Consider the following 24,537-nt stretch of genomic DNA (forward strand, 5'->3'; position numbering starts at 1 on the left):
CCACCCAGATCAAGTGGGGCCTGGACTACATGAACTCCCGCTACGGCAGCCCCGCCGGCGCCTGGACGTTCTGGCAGAACCACCACTGGTACTAAGCCATCAGCGGCAGCACGCACACGAAAACGCTCGGCCGGGGCTTCCCAGCCGAGCACCTTCCGCCGGTCCACCCAAAACGGCCCCTCCGGCACCGAATCCGGTCGCGCACCGAGCCTTCTCGGCACCGACGCCTCCTGGAAAACGGTCCCGGCCTCTGCCCTGGCGGGCCGCCTCGTTGACGCGGCCCACCGCGTATTGACCACGGCGCCGTCGGCGCCACCCGCGTTCCCCGGTCGCGGCCCGTACGCGCCGCCCGCCCTCCGAGGGCATTCGATATGCCCCGATTCATCCCGCACTTCCTCGGAGTGACGGGGAGTGACTCCCGTCACTTCCAGTGACGGATGGGACATGGCTTCCATGGACCGGGGCAAGCGGGAACAAGCAACACCACTGCGGGTAAGCCGCGGTGCCGAAATCGGAGGTACACCGAGTCGTGTCCGAGCAGACGACCATCCACATCGCAGGGACCTGGCGTTCCGCGGTATCAGGAGCCACCCGAGAGGTCCTCGACCCGGCGGACGCCACGGTCCTCGCCGTCGTCGCCGAGGGCGGCACCGCGGACACCGACGCGGCCGTCAGCGCCGCCCGCGCGGCCTTCGACGGCGGGGAGTGGTCCCAGACCCCCGTCCTGGAGCGCGCCGCACTGCTGCGCCGCACCGCCGACCTGCTCCGCCGCGACCGCGAAAGCCTCGGGCTGCTGGAGAGCCGCGACGCGGGCAAGACCCTGGAAGAGGGCCGCGTGGACGTGGACTGCGTCGCCGACGCCTTCCGCTACTTCGCCGACCTCGTCGCCGGAGAGAGCGCGGGCCGCGTGATCGACGCCGGCACCCCTGACGTCCACAGCGTCGTCGTCCACGAGCCCGTCGGGGTCTGCGCCCTGATCACCCCGTGGAACTACCCCCTCCTCCAGGCCTCCTGGAAGATCGCCCCTGCCCTCGCCGCGGGCAACACCTTCGTGCTCAAGCCCAGCGAGATCACCCCGCTGTCCACGGTGGCCCTCATCGGCCTGCTGGCGGAGGCCGGACTGCCGGCCGGCGTCGCGAACCTGGTCACCGGACCCGGCGACCCCGTCGGCGCGCGCCTCGCCGCCCACCCCGACGTCGACCTCGTCTCCTTCACCGGCGGTCTCACCAGCGGTACGAAGGTGATGCGCGCGGCCGCGGACTCCGTCAAGAAGGTCGCACTCGAACTCGGCGGCAAGAACCCCAACGTCGTCTTCGCCGACGCCTGCGCCACCGAGGAGGGCTTCGACACCGCCGTCGACCAGGCCCTCAACGCCGCCTTCATACACAGCGGCCAGGTCTGCTCCGCCGGCTCCCGGCTCATCGTCGAGGAGAGCGTCGCCGAGCGCTTCGTCGCCGAACTCGCTCGCCGGGCCGACCGGATCCGCCTCGGCCGCGGCACCGACCCGGCCGTGGAGTGCGGACCGCTGGTGTCCGCCGCCCAGCGCGAACGCACCGAGGAGTACGTGGCCTCCGCCCTCGCCGAGGGAGCCGTTCTCCGCTCCGGCGGCGAACGCCCCGACGGGCCCGGCTATTTCTACCGGCCGACCGTACTGGACGGCTGTCACCGCGGGATGCGCGTCGTACGGGAGGAGGTCTTCGGGCCGGTCCTGACCGTCGAGACCTTCCGTACCGAGGCCGAAGCCGTCGCGCTCGCCAACGACACCGAATACGGCCTCGCCAGCGCGGTGTGGACCTCCGACCCGGGCCGCGGCCGCCGCGTGGCCGGCCGGCTGCGCCACGGCACCGTCTGGATCAACGACTTCCACCCCTACCTCCCGCAGGCGGAGTGGGGCGGCTTCGGCAAGTCCGGCATCGGGCGCGAACTGGGCCCGTCGGGCCTCGCCGAGTACCGCGAGACCAAGCACGTGTACCAGAACCTCGCCCCGCGCCCCGTGCGCTGGTTCGCGGGCTGAAGGAGGAGCAGAGCATGACCACCCCCACGCACGGCCCCACCCACACGCCCACCCACACCCCCACGGAGCAGGAGTACGACTACGTCATCGTCGGCGGCGGCACCGCCGGCTCGGTGATCGCCTCCCGCCTGACCGAGGACCCGGATGTCACCGTCGCCGTCATCGAGGGCGGCCCCAGTGACGTCGACCGCCCCGAGGTGCTCACCCTGCGCCGCTGGATGGGCCTGCTCGGCGGCGAGCTCGACTACGACTACCCCACCACCGAGCAGCCCCGCGGCAACTCGCACATCCGCCACAGCCGCGCCCGCGTCCTCGGCGGCTGCTCCTCGCACAACACCCTGATCGCCTTCAAGCCGCTCCCGTCCGACTGGGACGAGTGGGCGCAGTCGGGAGCCGAGGGCTGGCACGCGGCCGCCATGGAGCCGTACTTCGACAGGCTCCTCAACAACATCGTCCCGGTGGCCGAGAAGGACCGCAACGCCATCGCGCGCGACTTCGTCGACTCCGCGCAGACCGCCCTGGGCGTCCCGCGCGTCGAGGGCTTCAACCGAAAGCCCTTCCACGAGGGCGCCGGTTTCTTCGACCTCGCCTACCACCCCGAAGACAACAAGCGCTCCTCCGCGTCGGTGGCCTACCTCCACCCCGTCATGGACGAACGCCCCAACCTCCGGATCCTCCTGGAGACCTGGGCCCACCGCCTGGAACTCGACGGCACCCGTGCGCGCGGAGTCCACGTACGCGCCTCGGACGGGACGGAATCCCTGGTCACCGCCCGCCGCGAGGTGCTGGTGTGCGCCGGCGCCGTGGACACCCCGCGGCTGCTGCTGCACTCGGGCATCGGTCCGCGCGCGGACCTGGAAGCCCTCGGCATCCCGCCGGTGCACGACCTGCCCGGGGTCGGGGAGAACCTGCTCGACCACCCCGAGTCGGTGATCGTCTGGGAGACCGAGGGCCCGATACCGGAGAACTCCGCGATGGACAGCGACGCGGGGCTGTTCGTCCGGCGCGATCCCGACTCCGTGGGGCCCGACCTGATGTTCCACTTCTACCAGGTCCCCTTCACCGACAACCCTGAGCACATCGGCTACGAACGCCCCGCCCACGGCGTGTCGATGACCCCCAACATCCCCAAGCCGCGCAGCCGCGGCCGCCTCTACCTGACCAGCGCGGACCCCGAGGTGAAACCGGCCCTGGACTTCCGCTACTTCACGGACGAGGACGACTACGACGGCCGGACCCTGGTGGACGGCATCAAGCTCGCGCGGCAGATCGCCGCGACCCAGCCCCTGGCCGGCTGGCTCAAGCGAGAGGTGTGCCCCGGCCCGGACATCACCGGCGACGAGGAGCTGAGCGCCTACGCCCGCTCCGTCGCGCACACCGTCTACCACCCGGCCGGCACCTGCCGGATGGGCGCCGACGACGACCCCGGGGCCGTCGTGGGCCCGGACCTGAAGATCCGCGGGCTCGAAGGCATCCGCATCGCGGACGCCTCCGTCTTCCCGACGATGCCCGCGGTCAACCCGATGATCGGAGTGCTCATGGTCGGCGAAAAGGCAGCCGAACTGCTGTCCCGGGAAGGCGGTACCCGATGAACACCACCACCCCCGCCGCGCCCGTCGCCGGCCCCGCCGAGTCCCCCGTCTTCTCCGTGGACGGCCTCTGGAAGGTCTTCGGGCCCGACAAGGCCGCCGCGAAGGTCCCCGGCTCCGCCGACGCCGACCTGTCCGCCACCGAACTGCGCGAGCGCACCGGCTGCACCGCGGCCGTCCGCGACGTCACCTTCGACGTCCGCAAGGGCGAGGTCTTCGTCGTGATGGGCCTGTCCGGTTCCGGCAAGTCCACCCTCGTACGCTGCCTCACCCGGCTCATCGAGCCCACCGCCGGAAGCCTGTCCATCGACGGCGAGGACGTCCTCGCCATGGACGCCACCCAGCTGCGTGCCCTGCGCCGCCACCGCACGGCCATGGTCTTCCAGCACTTCGGCCTGCTCCCGCACCGCACGGTCCTCGACAACGTGGCGTACGGACTGGAGATCCAGGGCGTCGGACGCGGTGACCGCCGGCACAAGGCCGGCGAACTCGTCGCCAAGGTCGGCCTCGAGGGACTGGAGGACCGGCGCCCCGGCCAGCTCTCGGGCGGCCAGCAGCAGCGCGTCGGTCTCGCCCGCGCCCTCGCCGCCGACCCCGAAGTGCTGCTGTTCGACGAGCCGTTCAGCGCACTCGACCCCCTCATCCGCCGCGAGATGCAGGAGGAGGTCGCCCGGCTCCACCACGAAGAGGGCCGCACCATGGTCTTCATCACTCACGACCTCGCCGAGGCCCTGCGCCTGGGCGACCGGATCGCGCTGATGCGCGACGGCCGCATCGTGCAGCTCGGCACGCCCGAAGAGATCGTCGGCTCGCCCGCCGACGAGTACGTACGGGACTTCGTCCGCGACGTCCCCCGAGAACAGGTGCTCACCGTCCGCACCGCGATGCGCCCCGCCACTGCCGACGAGGCCGAACAGGGACCCGCGCTCCACCCCGCCACCACCGTGGTCGAGGCCATCCAGGCCGTAGCCCGCAGCGGTGGCTCGGCCCGCGTCGTCGACCGCGGCCGCTGCCTGGGCGTCGTGGACGACGCGGGGCTGCTCGCCGTCGTGGCCGGGCTCCCGGCCACCACCGGACGGGGGGTGGCGGCATGACCTGCCCGGCCCGTCCCACGGCCCCCGTCCCCGATGCCCGGAGGTGGTGCGCATGACCGCGACCCCGACCCACACCCCGCCCGACACCCGCACCGCCGCCCCTTCGGAAGCCCCGCAGTCCTCCGAACGGCCCGCCGGCCCGCGTCCCTCCGGCACCGAGTCCGCTCCGCAGGACCGCCCCCGAGGACCCCTGGCCGCCCTCGCCGCGCGCCGCGGGGTCGTCCTCCCGATGGGCCTCGCCGTCGCCCTGCTGATCCCGCTCGCCGTGGCCTTCCCGGGCGCCGGCAGCTGGCCCGCGGCCCTGGCCGTCGACCTGACCGGCCCGCTCGGCCGCGCCGGCGACTGGATCATCGACCACCGCGACAACCACCCGCTGTTCCTCTACTTCTTCGGCCACATCAGCAACGCCGTCGTGGAGTCCGTCCGCGCCGTGTACGTACTCCTCCTCGCCGCCGGCTGGACCGGGGTCACCGCCCTGGCCGCCCTGGTCGCCTGGCGCCTCGCCGGCATCCGGCTCGCCCTGACCTGCGCCGCCGCTTTCGCCGCCTGCGGACTGCTCGGCATGTGGGTGCCGACCATGCAGACCCTCGCGCTGATGGTCGTCGCCGTCGCCGCCTCCGTCGTACTCGGCGCCCTGCTCGGCCTCGCCGCGGGGCTCTCCCCGCGCGCCGACCGCGCCCTGCGTCCCGTACTCGACACCATGCAGATCCTGCCGGCCTTCGCGTACCTGCTGCCGATGGTGCTGGTCTTCGGCATCGGCGTGCCCGCCGCCGTCCTCGCCACCGTGGTCTACGCCGCCCCGCCCATGGCCCGGCTCACCGCCCTCGGCCTGCGCGACGCGGACCCGGGCGTCATGGAAGCCGCGGCCTCGCTCGGCGCCACCGGACGCCAACGCCTCCTTACCGCCCGGCTCCCGCTCGCGCGCCTGCAGCTCCTGCTCGGCGTCAACCAGGCCATCATGACGGGCCTGTCCATGGCCGTCATCGCCTCCGTGATCGGCGCGGGCGGCCTCGGCGACCGCGTCTACCAGGCCCTCGCCTCCGTGGACGTCGGCGCCGCCCTGGCCGCCGGCATCCCGATCGTGCTGCTCGCCGTGGTGCTGGACCGCACCGCCGACGCCGCGGGCCGCCGGATCGGCGCCGCTCCCGTGCGCGCCCACGAACAGCACCTGCTCCGCCGGGTGTTCTCCGGCTGGTACGGCCGCCTGCTCACCCTCCTCGCGGCGGTTGCCGCCGCCGTCGCCGGCCGCATCGCCGGCAGCTCCCTGTGGCCCGAGTCCTGGACCGTGTCCCTGGCCGATCCGGTGAACTCGGCCGTCGCCTGGATGACCGACCACCTCTACTCCGGCGTACCCGTGGTCGGCGGCACCGCTGACTGGGCCGCCCGCTTCACAGGCTGGATCCTCGACCCGCTGCGCAGCGGGCTCCAGGCCGCTCCCTGGTGGCTGCTCCTGCTGGCGGCCTGCGCGCTCGCCCTGCTCGCGGGCACCTGGCGCACCGCGCTCACCGCGGTACTCGCCCTGGGCGCCGTCGGCGTGCTCGGCGTGTGGGAGGCCTCCCTGGACACGCTCTCCCAGGTCCTGGCCGCCGTGGCGGTCACGCTCGTACTGGGCTTCGCGATCGCCGTGGGAGCCGCCCGCAGCGCCCGCGCCGAACGTCTGCTGCGGCCCGTCCTCGACGTGTGCCAGACCCTGCCGCAGTTCGTCTACCTCATCCCCGTGGTCGCGCTGTTCGGCGTCGGTCGCGCACCGGCCGCCGCGGCCGCCGTGGTGTACGCGCTCCCGGCCGTCGTTCGGATCACCGTCCAGGGCCTGCGCGAGGTGGACGCGACCGTCGTGGAATCCGCCCGGTCGCTCGGAGCCACCCGCTCACAGCTACTGCGGCAGGTCCAACTGCCATTGGCCCGGCCCGCGTTGCTGCTGGCTGTCAATCAGGCCGTGGTACTGGTCCTCGCCGTCGTCATCATCGGCGGCCTGGTCGGCGGCGGCGCGCTCGGCTACGACGTCGTCCTCGGCCTCGCGCAGGGCGACCTGGCCACCGGCCTGGTGGCCGGCGCCGCGATCGTCTGCCTCGGCCTGCTCCTCGACCGCCTCACCCAGCCCGCCAAGGAGGCCTGACATGCTCGACGCACACCACCGGGGCCTCGGCCTCGACCGCCGGCGCGCCGCGGCCGTACTCGCCGCCGCGACCGGACTCGCCGTCCTCACCGGCTGCGGGGCCGCCGACATGACCCGCCAGTCCTCCCCGTACGCCGCCGCACAGGGAACGAAGACCGTCACCCTCTCCGTCCAGTCGTGGGTCGGCGCCCAGGCGAACACCGCCGTCGCCTCCTACCTCCTCGAACACGAGCTGGGCTACCGGGTGGACACCGTCCAGGTCGACGAGGTCCCCGCCTGGGACGCCCTCAGCCAGGGTCGCGTCGACGCGATCCTGGAGGACTGGGGCCACCCCGAGCAGGAGAAGCGGTACGTAAAAGACAAGCGGACCATCACCCCCGGCGGGGATCTGGGAGTGACGGGCCACATCGGCTGGTTCGTCCCCACGTATTTCGCCGAGGCCCATCCCGACGTCACCGACTGGAAGAACCTCGACAAGTACGCCGACCAGCTGCGCACCCCCGAGAGCCGCGGGAAGGGCCAGCTGATGGACGGCTCCCCGTCCTACATCACGAACGACAAGGCACTGGTGAAGAACCTGGGCCTGGACTTCGAAGTGGTCTTCGCTGGCTCCGAGGCGGCCCAGATCACCCAGATCAAGCAGTTCGCCAAGGAGCACAAGCCCTTCCTGACGTACTGGTACGAGCCGCAGTGGCTCTTCGAGCGTGTCCCCATGACCGAGGTGAAGCTCCCCGAGTACACCGAGGGCTGCGCGGACGATCCGCAGACGGTGGCCTGCGCCTACCCGGACACACCGCTGCAGAAGTACCTGAACACGCGCTTCGCGGAGTCGGGCGGAAAGGCTGCCGACCTTCTGAAGAGGTTCCACTGGACCAAGGAGCAGCAGAACGAGGTGTCCCTGATGATCGCCGAGGAGAAGCTGTCGCCACAGCAGGCGGCGAAGAAGTGGGTGGAGCGCAACGAGAACGTGTGGAAGCCCTGGGTGGAGTGACCGACCCGCGCCGGCCGGAGGGAGGCCTCGCCGGTGGGCCTTGTCGCGTGAGATGTACTCGGGCTCGCCGTTGATCGCTGTGTCGTTCGCCTCGTCTTTCACGGTGCGCCGGCCTGTGCGTCTCTCCAGGACGGGAACCGGTCCTGGACGCACTCGGCTCGCGGACAAGGCGGCGGACCGTGGTGCGGCCGGTAAGCATGCGTCGCAGCTGAGCGACCGCACGTCACTGGCCTTGTCGGCCCCAGGCGGCGGCAGGGACCACAGCCCCGGCTCCGCGTCCGGCTCCGGGACCCTGGACTTCCCACACCAGCAATCAACCAGGTGTCGCAGCAGTGCTCCGACCCCGATCGGTTCCGGGGCGCTGCTTCAGACTTCGATGTACGCCACGATCGTGATGGTCCGCAAGGCGGTGACGAAGTAGATGACCCGGACCTCGTCGATCTCGTCCGTGTAGTCGCGCAGGAGGGTGTCGGGGACCTCGGTGCCGAGCTCGGGATTGACGCTGACGGCGACGATCGCGCGGTCCAGGCGGTGCGTCTCGTTGGCGGTGAGCTTGGCGAGCTGGGTGAGTGCAGGCTCCACCATGACAACGCGCGAACGGCGCGCGGAATGCTCAGGCGACATGGGGCTGCTCGTTGGCGAGGTGGGTGGGCACAGGCGCGTTCTCCGGCTGCGGGCTCATCCGGGGCTCCCGGGCTCTCATTTGGCGTGTGCCTCCACGATATCGCCGCTGTGGGGTCTGGGAGTCCGCTACGGACGAACCGGGGCCGATGCGGGGCGTCCACGTACCCCAGCGTTGTAGTGGCAGGAGGAGGGATGCGTGTCCGCGGGGTGGAGTCGACGGACGCGAACGGTGAGGAAGACGCCTCGTCGCGGTCCGCCCAGCGAAGGCCTGGGTCGTATGCCGAGCCACCGAAGGCGCCCGGCGGCGGCGCAGTCGTGTCGCCGGGCTCGGTGCATCAACGGGTCTTGGCAGTCGCTCCGGCCGCGATGATCGCGCCGGTCGAGTTGTACACGTAGGCGTCCGCGCGGTAGAAACCCCCGCCGGTGATGTACGCCGTTTCGACGGTGCGGCACTCCCGGCCGCGGCCGGAGGCCGTGCAGGTGACGTCCCCGGGCGTCTCCTTACCGGCGGGGCTGTAGACACGGAGGAATCCCTTCACGTGCTGGCCCGTACCCAGGTCCTCGTGGAGGCGCACCCAGGCGAAGTAGAAGGAGCCGGCCGTCCGGCACAGTTGCACCGTGCCGATCTCCCGTGCGGACGCTCGGACGCGGATGTGGTTCGCCGACACCACGCTCCCGTCGCCGCCGCAGTTGGTCACTGCCGCCGGGGCTGGGGAGGCCGCGACCCCCACCGTGCCCAGTGTGAGTCCGGCGGTCACCACTGCCGCCCGCAGGCGTTTCCATGCCATTGCGTCTTTCCCCTCCTCGGTCCGCGGGGGCCGGCAGAGTCGCCGTGCCCGCCGACGGAAGCCATCGAACGCCCCCAATTGCGCGGGCGTCTGTCAGCGCCGAGCCCACCGCTGCAGTGGACCAGCAGTGGACTGTCGGCCGAGCATATCCATGCGGGATCCGGCACCTCCAGCGTCGTCCTTTTCGTCGAGGTGAGCGGTAGGCGTGTCGGCTTCTTGAGTTCTGATCACGACACCTCGATAGCGCCCGGCTTGTCTCAGGGGAGGGTTGGGCAGGTTTATGGGTTCAGTGTCTGCTGGACGTTCCTTCTTTTGGCCCTGCGGCGATAGCAGGCAGGAGGAGTCCGGAAGCCTGTCCCTTTCGGTCCCGTCAGTCCCGCGATGGGGGGATGGCGAAGTCCGTGGCCAGGGTTTGTGCCTGGTCACGGACCGGCTGGGGTTGTTCACGAGCGGATCTGAGCAGTGCTGACAGAGGCGGCCTGTCGACCGCCTGTCCTACTGTGATCACCGTGCTTGGGAATCCGTGGTTCGAGATAGACGACCCTGACGATGAGTTCGGCTTCGATGAGGCCGAACTCGCCTTCGCGACAGCTCTCCGCGAGCAGGCCAATGCGTGGGATGTTCCTTATGCCCACAGCTGGGTCGGTCGCCCCGAGGACGATTCATCACTCCTGGCCTTCGTGGGGCTGAGCGACAAGCACCGCAGGGTGTCTCTGATCGATATTGGTGTGCACGTGGTTGGTTCCAGCGTCCGCGGCGACCGCCTCCACAGTCAGCTCTACTTCCTCCCGGACCAGCCGACCAGCCTGGCGATGGAGGCAGTCGGGTCACCGCAGGAACTCGCTGAGCGCACCGCCACATGGTTCGAGACCCTCTTGCGGAAGCCGATTGTCCGCCACGAGTGGGAGCACAGCGGCCAGGTCTACGCGAGCCGCTACTTGTTCGCGGACACCGGGGAGGGGCTGGTCCAGAGCTATCACCAGACGCTGGCTCCGTCGGGGCAAGCAGAGGACCTGATCAATGCCGGCCACGTACACGGTCGGGGTTGGATCCAGACCAGCGGGCTCGGCCGGCCCGACCGTATCGTCAACATCAGAGGTGAAGGGACTGCCTGAGCAAGCAGGCCGGCCGGACACCGGGCTGTTCACGGGTGCCGCTGACCTGAGTCAATGCGACGCCTTGCGACGCCTTGAAGATTGCCTCCGTACCGAACGTCGGCGGCAGATGCCGCCAGGCACAGCCGGCGGTCAGGGCGCGTACACCACTGCCGTGAACAGGGCCCGTTCGTCACACGGAGCGGTCCCCACCACCTTGCGGTCGTACGGCGAACGGCGAACGACGGCAAGAGCGGGGCAACCAACTCCCAGAGTGCATCAGGAACCAGACGCTTCGACAGATCATCACTCACGACCGGCATCGTGCCGCTCGAACATCACGTCACGTCGTGGGACAGCCACCTACGCGTTGGTTGGTGCGGCCGTCCTGGCGGTCTGCTCGATCTTCGCGAAGTAGGCTGCACGGGCTTCCTCGTCGATCGGCCGCTCGTGTTCGGCGCGCATCCCGGTCCGGCCGTCGACGCCCTCGCGCAGGATGTCGGCGTGCCCGGCATGCCGGATGGTCTCGCCGAGGACATGGACCATGATGGCGAACAGGTTCGTGTTGGGAGAAGGCTCCGACCACCAGGGCACGTGGCCGGGGGCGTCGAGGGCAAGCTCGTTGATCGTCGCGTCCGAGTGTTCCCACGTGCGCCGGTAGAACCCGACGATCTGATCACGCGTCTCGTTCTCGGCCGCCCATTGATCGCTGCCGTCGGAGTCCTGCCACCGGCACAGCGGCTCCGGAGAAGGGCGGTCGAAGACCTCACCGAAGTACCTGGCCTCGACCGTGGCCACGTGTTTGACCAGGCCGAGGAGGTTGGTCCCGGTCGCCGTCAGAGGCCGGCGCGCGTCGTATTCGGACAAGCCGTCGAGCTTCCAGAGCAGCGCCTCACGGTCCCGCCGCAGTCTCTTGTGCAGGTTGTCCTTCGCAAAATCATCGATCATGCGGCACGAGCCTGCCATGGGCTGATCATGGTCTCAAGATCCCGTACGCGGTCCGCAACGACTGGCGGAACCGTGGTCAGCTACGGTCACCGCCCCGACCTACTGCAAGGAGGTCAGGGAACCTGTCCACGTGAGAAAACCTCTAAGTGTCTGTCGTTGTTGCGAACTTGAGGAGTGCTGGTCGAACGCACCAGCGTCCTCGCAGCAGTGCGCAGCTTGTCACCCGAGCGGTGGGAGGCGAGGACGTCCGCAATGGCCGACCGGCGGCGACGGTGAAAAACGCTGTCCGCTCACCGGAGCACGGTGATAGACATCCGGCGTGGAAAAGAATCTTGAGTTCCCTGACCTGCTGCGACTGATCGATGAACGGTCGACCGCCTTCCGCGCCGTGGTCGCCACCCTGCCCGGTCTCGACGCGCAGGTGCCGACCTGCCCCGGGTGGACGCTGTTCGATCTGGTGAAGCACCTGGGTGGGGGAGACCGTTTCTGGGCCGCCATCGTCGGCGCGGGGTCTGCCGACGCTCCCCCGGCCGAGGCCGTCGCCGCGCGCGCCGCGCTGGAAGTGCCGCAGGAGCGTGAGGCCCTGCTGGCCTGGCTGGACGCGTCGACGCAGCTTCTGCTGGGCGCCCTGCGAGCGGCGGGACCGGAGAGCGGTTGCTGGACGTGGTGGCCCGCGTCGCAGTCACCGCAGACCGCCGGCGGCACCGCCCGGCACCGGGTCCAGGAGACCGCGGTGCACACCTACGACGCCCAGCTCGCCGGGGGCTCCCCACAACCACTGCCGGTCGAGCTGGCACTCGACGGTGTGGAGGAGTTCCTGTTCACCGTCTGCGCAACGCCGAGTGCCTGGCCGCACAAGCCCGCGGCCTTCGACTTCCACGCCGCCGAGGGCCGCTCCTGGCGCCTCACCGTCGACGGCGACGGCGCACGCACCACCCGTATCCCCGCGCCCACCGCCGCGACCGACGAAGACTCGGACGCAGCCGGCGCCTCCGTCCACGGCACGGCCAGTGAGCTGGTCCTCTACCTGTACGACCGGATCCAGGCCGACTCCTTGCACGTTGACGGAGACGCAGGGCTGCTCGACCTGCTCCGCGCCTGGGAGCCGGAGGAGAAGTAGGACGTAGCGCGGGCGGTTGGCCCCGCCTCCAGCCGGTAAGACACGACTCGTCGCCAGACTCCTCCAGGTTCACCTTCCTCGGCCCGGCCGAGAAGGGGCCCCCACGCGACTCGATCGGAGCCAGCCCCACCAGGGAGACCGTGGGCCCGGCCGGCGGTGTGAAGACCGGAGCGCTAGGGCCGGGGAACTTCGGGGAACCCGACGGGGCGCCCGAGCCGACCGGAGCATCGGGCGCCGGCGCGGTGACCGTGACCGTCGCCGTCACTGTCGGGGTCACCACCGGAGCCGCCATCCTGGCGGTCGGGGAGTTGAACACCACGGGCAGGCGAGAAACCCGAGCACCACACCCAGAACGGCCGCCAGGGCCGAGACCAGCGCGGCCACCTCACCCAGCCTGCGCCCAGGTACCGCGGCCGGGCCAGCGGGCCCCGCTGGCGGGAACGGCGGCAGCGGGTGCGGCGGCGGTAAATCCAGTGCTCATTGGACAGATGCAGTACTCAGTCACACCTGGTCACACCTGCTGTGACCGGACAGGTCAGCTTGCGAGTTCATCGGTGGGATCGGCAGGCCACAGCGCTTCTGTGCGGCGTTGTCTGCGAATCGCTGGCCATCGGAACCCGCGAAGCGGCGGGCGCCCATGACACGCCCTGCCGAAAGCAACGCCCCAGTTGGCGCGGGTCTGGCCTCCGTGCGCCGCCCTGGCCCGCGCTACGAGGCGAACATCCTGGTCGCAGTCCTTGACGAATGGCAGTGACCGGAGGTGACCTTCCCGTCCTCGGTCACCAGTCCCGGCCGGCGGTCAGCTCCTCCGCATCCGGTCCACCTTCGAAGTGGACAAGCAAGTCAAGGCCGGAGGCACTCGCCCTGCGGATCGAAGCAGACGAGCCCGTGCTCGCGGGCCGGCGAGGCGGCGTACTCAGACACTTCCTCGGCCCTGCCCTAGGACATGAGCAGGTACGCAATCGGCCCCGATGCCAGGGCGAGGGGGCTTCTGCGTCCCGGTGGCCGTAGGCCGCCGAGCAGCGGACGGCGGCGGGCTCCCTCTGTGAGCAGGGCCGGCTCGGGGACGCACGGGCCAATGGGCCGCTCGGGGGTAGCCCGTCCGGCAGGTAGAGGGTCCGTTCGTGCGGCTTCCGTTGCTGCCTGGGTAGCGCCTCAGCGGCCGCTTTTCGTCCTCTTGACGATATGGGCACATCTCGTTATCGTCGCATTGACGAAATGAAGGGGGTTCGCCATGGCCGACATCACCCGGCGCTTCGGATGGCGTCACTTGCGCTCCGCGCCCACCACACACATCCGCCACCACAAGCGCGGCCGACTCGTCCACGACGGGCTCGGGCTCAGTTTCTGGTACCGGTCACTCTCAGCGGCGCTGTCCGAAGTCCCGGTCGACGACCGGGAGCTGGCCATGGCGTTCCACGCCCGTACGTCCGACTTTCAGGATGTCGCCGTGCAGGCCACCGTCACCTACCGGATCAGCGACCCGGCCGAAGCCGCGGCCCGACTCGACTTCTCCGTCGACCCGGACACCGGGAGCTGGCGCGGAGCCCCCTTGGAGCAGATCGCCACTCTCCTCACCGAAACCGCGCAGCAGCACACGCTGGACGTACTGGCCCGAACTCCGCTGGCCGTCGCTCTGGTGGACGGCGTCGCCTCCGTGCGGGGGAGCGTCACCGCCGGTCTCGCCGCCGAGCCCAGACTCCCGGCCACCGGCATCGATGTGGTGGCCGTACGGGTCGTGGCGATCCGCCCCGAGGCCGAGGTGGAGCGCGCCCTGCGCACCCCGGCCCGCGAGCAGATCCAGCAGGAGGCGGACCGGGCCACCTATGAACGGCGGGCTGTCGCCGTCGAGCGCGAGCGGGCCATCGCCGAGAACGAGCTGGCCAGTCAGATCGAACTGGCCAGGCGCGAGGAGCAGCTGATCGACCAGCGCGGCACCAACGCCCGCCGCGAGGCCGAGGAGAAGGCGGCGGCTGACGGCATCCGGACCGAGACCGAGGCGTCCCGCAAGGTCTGCCTGGCCCGCGCGGACGCCGAGGCGGCGCGCGAGACGGGCGCGGCGCGCGCCGAGGTTCAGGCAGCCTGGCTGCGCGTGCACGACGAAGCCGGCCCGGGCACGCTGCACGCCCTGGCGGTGACCCGGCTGGCGGAGAACCTGCCGCGGATCGAGAGCATCACTCTCTCTCCTGACGTCCTCACCGGGCTCCTCGCCAGGCTCGGACGCCCGGAAGGCGGCGCGGGCGCGTGAGCCTGGCCCCAAGGGCGGTGCTCGTACACCGCAGAACCGAGTACGAGGAACTGCTCGCCCGGCACGGGACGCACGGGCAGGCCGCGTTCTTCCTTTCCAGCCGGGGCCGGTCGATCGACGAGGTGGTCCGCCGCCACGAACGCACGCGGCAGGCGCTGCGGGAAGTGGCGGCGGCGGTGCCGCTCACCTGGCGCAGCTCGCGGGTGGAGCGGGCGGACCTGGACCGCTTCCTGTTCGCCCCGGAGGACGTGGTGGTCGTGGTCGGCCAGGACGGCCTGGTCGCCAATACCGCGAAGTATCTGCGCGGACAGCCGGTAGTGGGCATCGACACCGACCCGGGGCGAAACCCGGGAGTCCTGGTCCGTCACCGCTGCGCCGACGCGGCAGCGCTGTTGCGTGCGGCAATCGCTGCCGGAAGCCAGGCAGAGGAGCTGACCATGGTCGAGGCCGTTGCCGACGACACCCAGCGCCTTCTCGCGCTGAACGAGATCTACCTGGGCTCATACGGTCACCAGACGGCCCGCTACCGCCTGGGTTCCGACGGCGACAACGGCCCGGGTGAGGCCCAGGCGTCCTCCGGGGTGCTGGTGGGCACAGGCACGGGCGCCACCGGCTGGCTGCGTTCCCTGTGGCTGGAGCGCGGCAGCTCCGCAGGGCTGCCCGCACCCTGCGAGCGGCGGCTCCTGTGGTTCGTGCGGGAGGCCTGGCCCTCTCCCGCGACCGGTACGACGAGGGTCTCCGGGGAGCTGGGGCGGGGTCAGGGGTTGCAGCTGACCGTGGAGTCGGACCGGATCGTGGTATTCGGCGACGGGATGGAGAGCGATGCGCTGGAGCTGACCTGGGGCCAGAGCGTACGGCTGGGCATCGCTGGAACATCGCTGCGCCTGGTGACGTGAGCGCCCTGCCCTACGACCGGGACACCGCCCTGGTCTGGTGCGAGGCTCTCCAAGAGCAAGGCATCGAGGCCAAGAGGGCGGTGTCCCCGTACCGGGGCGGCCGGCGCATCTGGAGGTCCGACATACGCAGACCGTCGACGACGACGTGCTCGGGTACACCGGCACCGCGTCCCTGCCCCATCACCTTGTCGTCGCACTTCCCGACGGACGCATCGCCCGCTCCCAACGACTCACGCCGCTGCCGGCCGGCCAGGTGGCCATCGCCCTTCAGGAAGTTGGTGCAGGAGGCACTGCTCGTACTGAGGGCGGCGAGACGCACCAGAAGGTGGTCGGCACCCTGATGGCGGAGGTCGCGGACGGCACCAATCGACACCTCGTGGTCACCGTCGTACACGGCCTGCCGTGAAGGCCGCGGCGAGGGTGTCCATCACGGCCAGGGCCAGCCGGTCGAGTATCCAGCGGTCCAGCAGACGGAGCCTGGCAGGCCACGGCGACCGTGCGGGATCGGAGGGCGCTGGGATGCCCCCGCTGCCGGCTGGACAGGAAGGCCCGGTCCGAGCCCAGCTCCGCGACCTCATGCGGTTTGCCGCCGTTGGCGGGAGCGCCAGGTCACCGGCAACGCCCGGATCAGGTTGATCATGTCGATCAACCTGATCCGGTGGGCCTCAGGCGGCAATCGGCTGCGGTGCGGCGGCGAGGCCCTGCTTGACCTGCCGGGTGAGCTCGTCGGCGACGATCTCCGCCAGGCCGGCCTCGATGCCGTCCAGGGTCTGGGCGGCGACGTCGGCGGCGGAGACCTTCCGGTCGGCGGGGACGGCGGCGGCCATGTCGGTGTCCATGTAGCCCACGTGCAAGGCCGATACGGCGATGCCCCGGGGTGCCAGTTCGTCGCGGGTCGCGCCGGTCAGTGCCCAGGCGGCGGCCTTGGATGCGGCGTAGGAGCCGAGGTGGGCCGGGTGCAGCCAGGAGAGCACGGACAGGACGTTGAGCACGGTTCCGCCGCCGTTGCCCTCGATGACGGGGGCGAAGGCCCGGGTGAGGGCCAGCGGGCCGAAGAAGTTGGTCTCCATCTCCCGGCGCACCTCGTCCGGTTCGTCTCCGAGCAGCGTCGCGCCGGTGGAGATGCCCGCGTTGTTGATCAGCAGGGTCGCGTCGGACGCGATACGGGCGGCGTCCCGCACCGACTCCGGGTCCGTGACGTCCAGGCGCAGCGGGATGACGCCGGGGAGGTCGACGGACTCCGGGCGGCGGGCCGCCGCGTAGACCTTCGTGCCGCGCTCCACGAGCTGGGCGGCCAGGTGCCGCCCGAGGCCCCGGTTGGCGCCGGTTACGACCGCGACCGCGTTCTTCAGTTCCATGCCTGCTCCTCGGCCTGGCGGGTGCCGTTCGGCCACCCACACAACTTAGATTATGTCTGCAATCTAAACACTGCTCTACGATAGATGCCAGTCGACATCCAAACGGGAGGTGGCCATGGGCCGCGTGTCGCAAGCACAGGCGGAGGAAAATCGTCGGCGGGTGGTGGACACCGCCTCCCGGCTCCTCAGGGAGCGGGGTACGCAGGTCAGCGTCGCCGACCTGATGAAGGCGGCCGGTCTGACCCACGGCGCCTTCTACAAGCAGTTCGCCTCGAAGGAGGCGCTCGTGGCCGAGGCCACCGCCCAGGCCTTCGCCGAGCTCGCCCTGCGGCACACCGCCGGGCTGGAGGAGTACGACGGGCAGCGGGACACAGCCCAGCGGGCTCTGATCGACGCCTACCTCTCCGTCGAGCACCGCGACGCCCCGGCGGACGGCTGCCCGGTCGCCGCGCTCGCCACCGACATGGCGCGGGAGGACGGGGGGCCCGAGGCCCGGCGCGTCTACACAGAGGGAGCGGCCCGCTTCGCCGAATCCCTCGCCACCGAGGACCAGGACGGGACCGCCCGGCTCTGTACCTTGCTGGGCGCGCTGCTCCTGTCCCGGGCCACCAAGGGCTCCCCGTTCTCCGAGGAGATCCTCACCTCGGCGCACGCCGCCTTGACGCGAAGCGGCTGATCAGGGGCGGGGCCGGGGTGCGCGCGGACCGTCGACGTACGCAGCCGGACGTCCGCCGTAGGCCTCATGTAGCGCTTCGGCGGCGATCTGCTGGAGTCCGGCCTCCACCGCGCCCGCTTCCTGTGCGGTGCACAGCCGGCCCTCGTACTCGGGCGGGACGTGCTGCGTGATGCGCCGCATCCGACCGTCGTCGGTCGTACCGGGCGCGGCGGTGAATCCGAAGCGGGCGCGGGTCTCGATGACGAGTCCGGTGCGCTGGGCGGCCTGCCGGCGGGGACCTCCACGAGGCCCTCCAACGCCGGAAGCAGGCAGGGTCCGAGTTCCACAGTGGTGTGCGCGCCCGCACCCTGGCCGCAGCAGACCGCGGCCTGACGTTGGAGTCCTCAGGAGACGCGATCTTGGACTGCTAGGTCGTCCGGGTGAGTGGCGACAGGTTCTCGCTCTCGTACTGCTCGCGCAATGGCATGCTCGGCGGAAGCGGCGCCTTCGCCGTTCCATAGCCTCAGGAAGAGTTGTAGATGATTGTTCCGGCGGGTCACGTTCTGGCGCCTGTGGTGGCTTTATCGCTCTTGGGGGGATCTTCGGCCACGTCGCTCATGACCGGGTCGGCAGTTTCCTACGACGGACAGTCTCTGCACGGCACCGCTCTGTTCAGCATCAAGGCGACCAACAACGCGGCAGCGCAGGCTTTCACCACCGCGAGCAGCCGCATCACCCGCGTGAGCGCGTATGTGGCCAGCGGTGCTGTGACCGGTCAGATCACGGCACAGATCCGAAAGAGCAGGGCCGATGCCTCGTCGGTCATCGCGAGCAAGAGCATCAGCCTGGCTTCCCTGGGAGGGGCCGGGGCGGGGTGGCTGGAGTTCCCGGTGAACGCCGCCGTCGCCCCGGGAACCACGTACTACCTTCACCTGCAGGCGACGACGACCGAGAACAAGCCCATTGCCTGGTACGGAACCGTTTCCTCAGGTCCGGGTTCCCTGACCAGCTGGAACTACGACAAAGCCTACTGGGGCGGCTGGCACGCCTACGACTCCCGGCTCGCGTTCCACGTCGAGCCCACCGGCAGCGAGCGGTGTGGCGAGGCGGACCGATGCTACGTCCCCACGACGGCGCTCGCAGCGCGCACCTCGGGTCTGCTGAGCAGCCTGCGCGCCAACGAGGCCGTAACCCCCGCATTCGCCGTCGGGGCGTCCTACGTGCAGGACAGCAACGTGCTACGTCTGCCGTCCGGCCGCTGGAGGTACCTGCCGACCGGCGCGAAGGCGTCCGTCGTCGTTCCCGCGAACGACCCGGGCGCACTGTCCCAGATCGCCGAGAGCCGCCGCTGGCTCACCTCGGGCACCGTTCCCGGCCGCTCGGACGCTCAGAGGGCCACGGCACGGCGTGCGCTGCTGTCGATGCGCGCCCTGCTGCAGCCCAACGGGGCCTCGGCGGCGGCCTGGTCCCCGGCGTGGGAGTACTCCTGGCCCCGCGACGGTGCTTTCGTGGCGGCGGCCTTCGCCGCCACTGCGCACGATGAGGAGGCGTACCGCATCCTGCAGTACGACGCCCGCACCCAGCGGGCCGACGGTACGTGGGATGCCCGGACCAGACTCGACGGCAGCGGTCCCCCCGATGCGCGCCCCTGGCAGCTGGACGCCGACGGCTGGGTGCCCTGGGCCACCTGGCAGTGGTACCAGGCAGCGCCCGCCGGTGACCGGAACGCACGGCTCAACACCCTTTACCCGATGGTACGCAAGGCAGCGAACCGGGCCGCGGCCTCCCTCGGCTCCAACGGGCTCCCGCCGGCCTCCCCCGACTACTGGGAACTGTCCACCGCCACCACCAATATCGGTACCGCGGCACCGCTCCTCGCCGGTCTCAACGCCGCCGCCGACCTAGCCGCCCACCTCGGACAGGACACTGACCGGGTGAAGTGGACCGCGGCGGCCGGACGGCTCTCGGCCGGCATCGCCCGCTACTTCGCGCCGCTGGGCTACCAGCGCACCATCGACGGCAAGCACGGCCGGGACAGCGCCGCGGCCTTCATGGCACCCCCCTTCAACCGGGCCCCGGCCGATCTGCCGGCAGCCCTGAGCTCCACCTACCAGGCGCTTCTCCAGCCGAACGGCGGCCTGAGCCCGGGCAACGACCCCGGCGCACCCTGGGGTTCTTACGCCTGGACCCCCAGCACCAGCTTCTTCGCACTGGCCTGGGCACACCTGGGCGACACCACCAGAGCCGATGCGGTACTGAACTGGGTTCTGGCCAAGCGCAACGGGCTCGGCGAACTCCCCGAGACCGTCAACGGCGCGGGAAACCCCTCGTCTGTCGCGCCGCTCGGCTGGACCGGTGCCCTGGCAGTCATGGCGTTGAGCGCCCGGCAAGGTGACCCGCTTCCCACACCGCCCCTGCGGTAGCACACGGGGCATCCCCCCTGGAGCGGCACGGGTGCCACCCCGTACTCACGCCCTCGCACCCGCACGCCATCCGCGGCCACGCCCGTGTCGCTGAAGCCGCGCAGGTCGGCGTAGAGGCTTCCGTCGGTAAGTCCGGCAGGGTTGTTGCGGGCCCAGTGGAGCACGAGGGTGGTCTTCCCGACCCCGGCAGGCCCAATGACCAGGCAGACGGGCGCCTCGCCCCCGTGGCCCAGGGCAGAGCGGCAAGGACGGCAGCGTTTCACCCGGTGAGCCTGAGCAGGAAGATCGCCGTGCGGTCGTCGCGGTAGCCCTCGCAGCTCTCTTGCGCTGCGGCGACCAGCGCGTTCGCGAAGCCGGCGTGACGCCAACGACGCTTCCAGTAGTGCGACTTCGGGCGTAGGCAGTCCCCTCCTGAGGTGGGAGGGACGGTCCTCCTGAACGGTGACGATCCGCCAGGACGGCCTGCATAGCCTCGTCGCCATGAACCGACGCAGAATCGCCGTCACCGCCTCCGCCTTACTGGCCCTGCTCCTGCCGCTCCCGCTCGCAGCCGCGAGCATCGCGGCCGCGGCCGGTAGCGCCCCCGCCGCGCAGAGCCCCCGTACCTCCGCACCCGAACTCCCCCGCCCCACCGGACGGTTCCCAGTGGGACGGGACACCCTCCACCTCGTGGACCGCAGCCGCACCGACCCTTGGTCCGGATCGGGCCCGCGCGAGCTCATGGTGACCATGAGCTACCCGGCCCGGCCCGATACCGGAGCGGCTCCCGGGCGCTACCTCACCGACGAGGAGGCCCGGAGGCTGCTCGTCTCCCGCGGACTGGACCAGGCGATCTCGGTGGAGACCCTGACGGGCACGAGAACCCACTCCAGGCCGGGAGCCCGGCCCGTCGACGGCCGTCGTCCTCTGGTGATCCTTTCGCCGGGCTTCACCGCCCACCGGGCCACCCTCACCTCCCTGGCCGAGGACCTGGCCTCGCGCGGCTATGTCGTGGCCGCCGTCGACCACGCCTACGAGAGCGTCGGTACGGCCTTCCCCGGGGGCCGGGTGCTTACTTGTCTGGCCTGCGAGCAGACCGGCGGGGAGGCGGGCTACCGCAAGGTGACCGACACCCGCGCCCTCGACTCGTCCTTCCTCCTCGACCGACTCACCGGCCCCCGCCCGGCCTGGCGCCACGCCGACATGATCGACCGACGCCGCATCGCGATGGCCGGCCACTCGATCGGCGGGGCGTCCGCGGTGGCCGCCATGGCCGTCGACAGCAGAATCCGCGCCGGGATCAATCTCGACGGGGGCATCCACACCCCCGTCCCCGACGCCGGACTCAACGGGCGCCCGTTCATGCTGATCGGCGCGCAGAACAACGCCCCCGGTGGGGACATGACCTCCTGGGACCGGGAATGGCCCAGGCTGGACGGCTGGAAGCGCTGGCTCACCTTCGCGGACTCCGGCCACTTCACCTTCACCGACTTCCACGTCATCGGTGACCAGCTGGGCCTGTCCGACCCGAACGCCCCCCTGCCCGGCACCCGCTCCGCGGAACTGACCCGCCGCTACGTGGCCGCGTTCCTCGACCAGCATTTGCGCGGCCTGCCCCGGCCAGTCCTCGACGGCCCGTCCGCCGACACGCCCGAGGTCCGCTTCCACACCCCCTGACCGGAGAGCGCGGACCACGGTCACCGGGCCGGGGGCGCCGGCCCGGCGGCGGGTACGTACTCCCGGCCCGGCAGACAGCACCTGGTCCGCCATCTGCGGGGGCGAGGCCCCGCAGATGGGCAGTCGAGAGGTCGTTGGCCTGGGTCGTGCACGCCCGCAGACACGCCCGCGACACACACGGGACTGACCGCGACCGCCAACCACGCCGTTCACCGTGGTGGAGCCCAGCGAAGCCTTGACCCTTGGGGGGCTGCACCGGGCCAGTGGGCCCGACCTCTCCGGACGGACAGTCGGAGCCACCTTCATCGTCCGGGCCCCGCCTGCCCGGTGGAGGAGCGGGATTCCCGCACCTCTCCCCCACCGGGCTGGCGTCACTCACACACGGTCCGGTGTCCGTCGGTGGCCCGGTTCGACGCCGGGGAGTTCGGCCCGGTACCGGGGCATGCTCAGTGCGGATGCCCGCTACGGGAGGCCGGGACGTCAGGTCGTCGAGCCGGGCACCGACGGCCGGTACTCCCGCCGCCGCCTGCGGTGGTGGACCCCGTACGAGTCGACCGATCGGACCGGCTGATACTCCGGCTCAGCCGCGTCGTCGAAGGGGCGTGAGCCCTACTCGGCGGCCGTGCTCTCGGCACGTCGACGAACCAGCGCATGGATGGTGCGGTCGGCCGTCCACCTCACATCGCGGCGAGCCACGTCGTCGCACCATCGAAACCCTCGTGATCCACCGCCGCTCCCTTCGGGTTGCAGCCCCCGTCGCTGTGGCCGGATGACGTTTGTCCGGAACCGGGTGTACCTCGAGGCCCCTTTCCCGGCTCTTGGCGCACGTAGTTGTGCTCGCCACCCCTTGAGGAGAAGCCGTGCGTTCGAGAAGGAAACTGTCGGTTCTGGGCGCTGTCTGCGTGGGTGCCCTGGCGGTCGGGGGGCCGGCACAGCCCGCACTCGCGGACGGCTCGGTCAACGGGCCCGTCGAGAACTGCAACGCCGCGGCCGCCGTGTCGCCGGGGTCTTTCGGCACCGGCGCGCTGTCGTGGTGCATTCTGGCGTCCCAGCAGAGCGGCGAGGCCAAGAAGCTGGCCCGCGAGGGGTTCGTCAAGGGCCTGCTCGAGATGCTGACGAACCACACCGGCGGCAATTACAACATCATGATTTTCGACGTCAAGGGCAAGAACGCCTTCGGGGACCCCTGGTTCGTCCACCCCTACACCGCGAACCTCAAGGACGTGGCGTACCAGGGCGACATCGAGTACCACGACGCGACCTCGCGCGAGGACCAGACCTACCGGATCTGGATCTTCTCCGGCGGCGGCAGCTTCACCAACCACGGCGACGGCGGATGGATCAACTGGGGCTTCTACGGCCTGTGGGACCGCAACGGCTCCACCGTCGACTTCCGCCCCACGATGGTGCCGGCCACGACCCCCGGCGTCCCCAAGGGCGAGACGCCCGGTCCCGGCGACACCCCCATCACCCCGGGCGTACCCGCCCAGCCCGGCCCCCGTCCCGGATTCCGCGCCGACAGCGCAGCGACGACGCCCTCCGGATCAGGCCGCCCGCCCGTCGGGGTCCCTGTGCGCCTGAAGACCGTCAACAACCTCGGGGCTGCCGCGACGAACGCCGCCTCCGGCTCGACGGTGGTCGCGGGGAAGCTGGGTGACACCAACTCCACGTGGACGTTCAAGGAGGCGGGCGGCGGCCGCTACCAGATCGCCAACGGCCTCGGTCCGGCCCTCACCGAGAACACGAGCACCTACTTCGCGTCCATCACCACCTGGAAGGGCGGCGCCGCCCAGAAGTGGGAGGTCATCCCCATCAAGGGCGACACCTACCAGATCAGGATCAGTGACCAGGACTGCCTGACCTACCACGAGGACTACAAGAAGCTCGGTGTGTGGACCTGCGACGGTTCCCAGGGCCAGCAGTGGAGCATCGCCCGCTGAGCGGCACCCCCACGGGGCCCGCAGCCGCGCCACCGCGCGGGTGAGTTGTCCGCCGAGGGCTTTCGGGGCGGGTGTCGGGCCCGCTAGACCCCCAGTGCGGTTGATCATGATGGCCGCTCGGACCTCGCCATCGTCGCCACCATCCGCTCCAGGCGGGCCAGCCGGGTCTTCTCGGTGCGGGCGGTGACCAGGCTGAGATACAGGGCGAACTGGTCGGACTTGCCGAGCGTCTCGTAGAACGTCCGCGCCGCCGGGTTCGCGGCGAGCGCCTCGACGAGATCCGGCGGGGCGGTGGCGTTCTTCTGCGAGGCGTACGCCGTCGCCCAGCGACCGTCCGCCCGCGCCGCCTCGACCTCGGCGAGGCCGCGGGGACGCATCCGTCCCTCGGCGATCAGGGCCTCGGCCTTGTCTACGTTCACCTGCGACCAGGGCGAGCGGGGGCGGCGGGGTGTCGTGCGCTGCAGGAAGTACGTGTCGTCGAAGCCGCGCCGCAGACCGTCGATCCAGCCGAAGCAGAGGACCGTGTCGACCATCTCTTCCCAGGTGAGCGACGGGATGCCGGTATGCTTCTTGGCGATCTTCACCCAGAGCGCGGTCCGCTCCCCGTGATGCTCGTCGAGCCATGCCTCCAGCTCGGCCGGGCTCGCGGGGACAAGAATCTCGACGCCGTCCTCGTATTTCTGCATGAACCGCAGGCTAGAGGCCATATAGGGCAGATTCTGGCCTACTTTAGACCCGCAGCCCTCGACGCCGCCGAATTTCACGACCGCCGCCGGGGGATCTGGCCTCCCGGCGGAACCGGCTCATGTCCACAGAGGTTCTCCGGCGAACCCCCGGTGAGCAATGGCCCATCCCGCCGGAGGTGCAGGCCCTCACTGAGGTCCTGGTGTCTAGTGCTGTGGCCGGGAAGGTTTGCCGGGTCGCGGCGTCCGGTGCGGTGCATCGCAAGGCGGAGGGCCACGGCTCGTACCGGACGTACTTCC

21 protein-coding genes and 1 pseudogene are annotated in these 24,537 nt (G+C 70.8%); 16 read left to right on the forward strand and 6 right to left on the reverse strand.

Going from position 1 to position 24,537, the window contains the following annotated elements; genetic code table 11:
- From ACFWBW_RS37505 to ACFWBW_RS37530, 6 genes and pseudogenes are all read left to right on the forward strand, one after another.
- Positions 1–95: pseudogene (locus ACFWBW_RS37505) on the forward strand (lytic transglycosylase domain-containing protein); the annotation flags it as partial.
- A gap of 434 nt (positions 96–529) precedes the next feature.
- The gene (locus ACFWBW_RS37510) at positions 530–2,014 is read left to right on the forward strand and encodes an aldehyde dehydrogenase family protein (protein ID WP_385382913.1); all 1,485 of its coding nucleotides are present in this window, start codon (positions 530–532) and stop codon (positions 2,012–2,014) included.
- Between the two features lie 14 nt (positions 2,015–2,028).
- Positions 2,029–3,606, forward strand: coding sequence for a GMC family oxidoreductase (locus ACFWBW_RS37515; protein WP_385382916.1), 1,578 nt, complete (start codon positions 2,029–2,031; stop codon positions 3,604–3,606).
- On the forward strand, positions 3,603–4,697 hold the full coding sequence (locus ACFWBW_RS37520; protein ID WP_385382919.1) for a glycine betaine/L-proline ABC transporter ATP-binding protein: 1,095 nt from the start codon (positions 3,603–3,605) through the stop codon (positions 4,695–4,697). The genes ACFWBW_RS37515 and ACFWBW_RS37520 overlap by 4 nt, the downstream gene beginning before the upstream one ends.
- 229 nt (positions 4,698–4,926) lie before the next feature.
- A complete protein-coding gene (locus ACFWBW_RS37525) occupies positions 4,927–6,813 on the forward strand; it encodes an ABC transporter permease subunit (protein ID WP_385382967.1) in 1,887 nt (628 codons plus the stop codon).
- Between the two features lie 109 nt (positions 6,814–6,922).
- Positions 6,923–7,804, forward strand: coding sequence for an ABC transporter substrate-binding protein (locus ACFWBW_RS37530; RefSeq protein WP_385382970.1), 882 nt, complete (start codon positions 6,923–6,925; stop codon positions 7,802–7,804).
- A 366-nt stretch (positions 7,805–8,170) separates the two neighbouring features.
- Here the strand turns inward: ACFWBW_RS37530 and ACFWBW_RS37535 are convergent, their stop codons facing one another.
- Positions 8,171–8,389: a hypothetical protein gene (locus ACFWBW_RS37535; protein WP_385382922.1), complete on the reverse strand. Its 219-nt coding sequence runs from the start codon at positions 8,387–8,389 to the stop codon at positions 8,171–8,173.
- 374 nt (positions 8,390–8,763) lie between these two features.
- A complete protein-coding gene (locus ACFWBW_RS37540; protein WP_385382925.1) occupies positions 8,764–9,216 on the reverse strand; it encodes a hypothetical protein in 453 nt (150 codons plus the stop codon).
- 500 nt (positions 9,217–9,716) lie between these two features.
- Here ACFWBW_RS37540 and ACFWBW_RS37545 point away from each other — a divergent pair, with 500 nt between their 5' ends.
- Positions 9,717–10,331 carry a hypothetical protein gene (locus ACFWBW_RS37545; RefSeq protein WP_385382928.1) on the forward strand — a complete coding sequence of 205 codons (615 nt, stop codon included), beginning with the start codon at positions 9,717–9,719 and terminating at the stop codon, positions 10,329–10,331.
- A 342-nt stretch (positions 10,332–10,673) separates the two neighbouring features.
- Here ACFWBW_RS37545 and ACFWBW_RS37550 read toward each other — a convergent pair whose 3' ends face one another.
- Entirely contained in the window at positions 10,674–11,258 is a 585-nt protein-coding gene (locus tag ACFWBW_RS37550; RefSeq protein WP_385382931.1) for a DinB family protein, read from the reverse strand.
- Positions 11,259–11,577: 319 nt separating this feature from the next.
- Between ACFWBW_RS37550 and ACFWBW_RS37555 the strand changes: the two genes are divergently transcribed.
- The 4 genes from ACFWBW_RS37555 to ACFWBW_RS37570 all read left to right on the forward strand — a co-directional run bounded on the left by ACFWBW_RS37555 (position 11,578) and on the right by ACFWBW_RS37570 (position 15,928).
- Complete coding sequence (locus ACFWBW_RS37555) at positions 11,578–12,378, forward strand: maleylpyruvate isomerase family mycothiol-dependent enzyme (RefSeq protein ID WP_385382933.1); 801 nt, start codon at positions 11,578–11,580, stop codon at positions 12,376–12,378.
- A 1,234-nt stretch (positions 12,379–13,612) separates the two neighbouring features.
- Positions 13,613–14,626 carry an SPFH domain-containing protein gene (locus ACFWBW_RS37560; RefSeq protein ID WP_385382936.1) on the forward strand — a complete coding sequence of 338 codons (1,014 nt, stop codon included), beginning with the start codon at positions 13,613–13,615 and terminating at the stop codon, positions 14,624–14,626.
- A complete protein-coding gene (locus ACFWBW_RS37565; RefSeq protein WP_385382938.1) occupies positions 14,623–15,522 on the forward strand; it encodes a hypothetical protein in 900 nt (299 codons plus the stop codon). Before ACFWBW_RS37560 ends, ACFWBW_RS37565 begins: the two co-directional genes overlap by 4 nt.
- A gap of 145 nt (positions 15,523–15,667) precedes the next feature.
- Positions 15,668–15,928, forward strand: a complete 261-nt coding sequence (locus tag ACFWBW_RS37570) for a hypothetical protein (RefSeq protein ID WP_385382941.1) — start codon at positions 15,668–15,670, stop codon at positions 15,926–15,928.
- Between the two features lie 259 nt (positions 15,929–16,187).
- On the opposite strand, the gene ACFWBW_RS37575 is transcribed toward ACFWBW_RS37570, so the two are convergent.
- Positions 16,188–16,880: an SDR family oxidoreductase gene (locus tag ACFWBW_RS37575; RefSeq protein ID WP_385382944.1), complete on the reverse strand. Its 693-nt coding sequence runs from the start codon at positions 16,878–16,880 to the stop codon at positions 16,188–16,190.
- 115 nt (positions 16,881–16,995) lie between these two features.
- On the opposite strand from ACFWBW_RS37575, the gene ACFWBW_RS37580 reads away from it, so the two are divergent.
- Positions 16,996–17,556, forward strand: a complete 561-nt coding sequence (locus tag ACFWBW_RS37580) for a TetR/AcrR family transcriptional regulator (RefSeq protein ID WP_385382947.1) — start codon at positions 16,996–16,998, stop codon at positions 17,554–17,556.
- Here the strand turns inward: ACFWBW_RS37580 and tpg are convergent, their stop codons facing one another.
- On the reverse strand, positions 17,557–18,054 hold the full coding sequence (gene tpg, locus ACFWBW_RS37585) for a telomere-protecting terminal protein Tpg (protein WP_385382950.1): 498 nt from the start codon (positions 18,052–18,054) through the stop codon (positions 17,557–17,559).
- Positions 18,055–18,152: 98 nt separating this feature from the next.
- Here tpg and ACFWBW_RS37590 point away from each other — a divergent pair, with 98 nt between their 5' ends.
- The 4 genes from ACFWBW_RS37590 to ACFWBW_RS37605 all read left to right on the forward strand — a co-directional run bounded on the left by ACFWBW_RS37590 (position 18,153) and on the right by ACFWBW_RS37605 (position 23,554).
- Positions 18,153–19,958 carry a hypothetical protein gene (locus ACFWBW_RS37590; RefSeq protein ID WP_385382953.1) on the forward strand — a complete coding sequence of 602 codons (1,806 nt, stop codon included), beginning with the start codon at positions 18,153–18,155 and terminating at the stop codon, positions 19,956–19,958.
- Positions 19,959–20,438: 480 nt separating this feature from the next.
- A complete protein-coding gene (locus tag ACFWBW_RS37595) occupies positions 20,439–21,614 on the forward strand; it encodes an alpha/beta hydrolase family protein (RefSeq protein ID WP_385382956.1) in 1,176 nt (391 codons plus the stop codon).
- A gap of 442 nt (positions 21,615–22,056) precedes the next feature.
- Positions 22,057–22,185: a hypothetical protein gene (locus ACFWBW_RS37600; protein WP_385382959.1), complete on the forward strand. Its 129-nt coding sequence runs from the start codon at positions 22,057–22,059 to the stop codon at positions 22,183–22,185.
- A gap of 289 nt (positions 22,186–22,474) precedes the next feature.
- Positions 22,475–23,554, forward strand: coding sequence for a hypothetical protein (locus ACFWBW_RS37605; protein ID WP_385382962.1), 1,080 nt, complete (start codon positions 22,475–22,477; stop codon positions 23,552–23,554).
- A 104-nt stretch (positions 23,555–23,658) separates the two neighbouring features.
- Here the strand turns inward: ACFWBW_RS37605 and ACFWBW_RS37610 are convergent, their stop codons facing one another.
- The gene (locus tag ACFWBW_RS37610) at positions 23,659–24,240 is read right to left on the reverse strand and encodes a YdeI family protein (RefSeq protein WP_385382965.1); all 582 of its coding nucleotides are present in this window, start codon (positions 24,238–24,240) and stop codon (positions 23,659–23,661) included.
- Between the last annotated feature and the right edge of the window lie 297 nt (positions 24,241–24,537).

This window comes from Streptomyces sp. NPDC059957 (genome assembly GCF_042730015.1).
Lineage (GTDB): Bacteria > Actinomycetota > Actinomycetes > Streptomycetales > Streptomycetaceae > Streptomyces.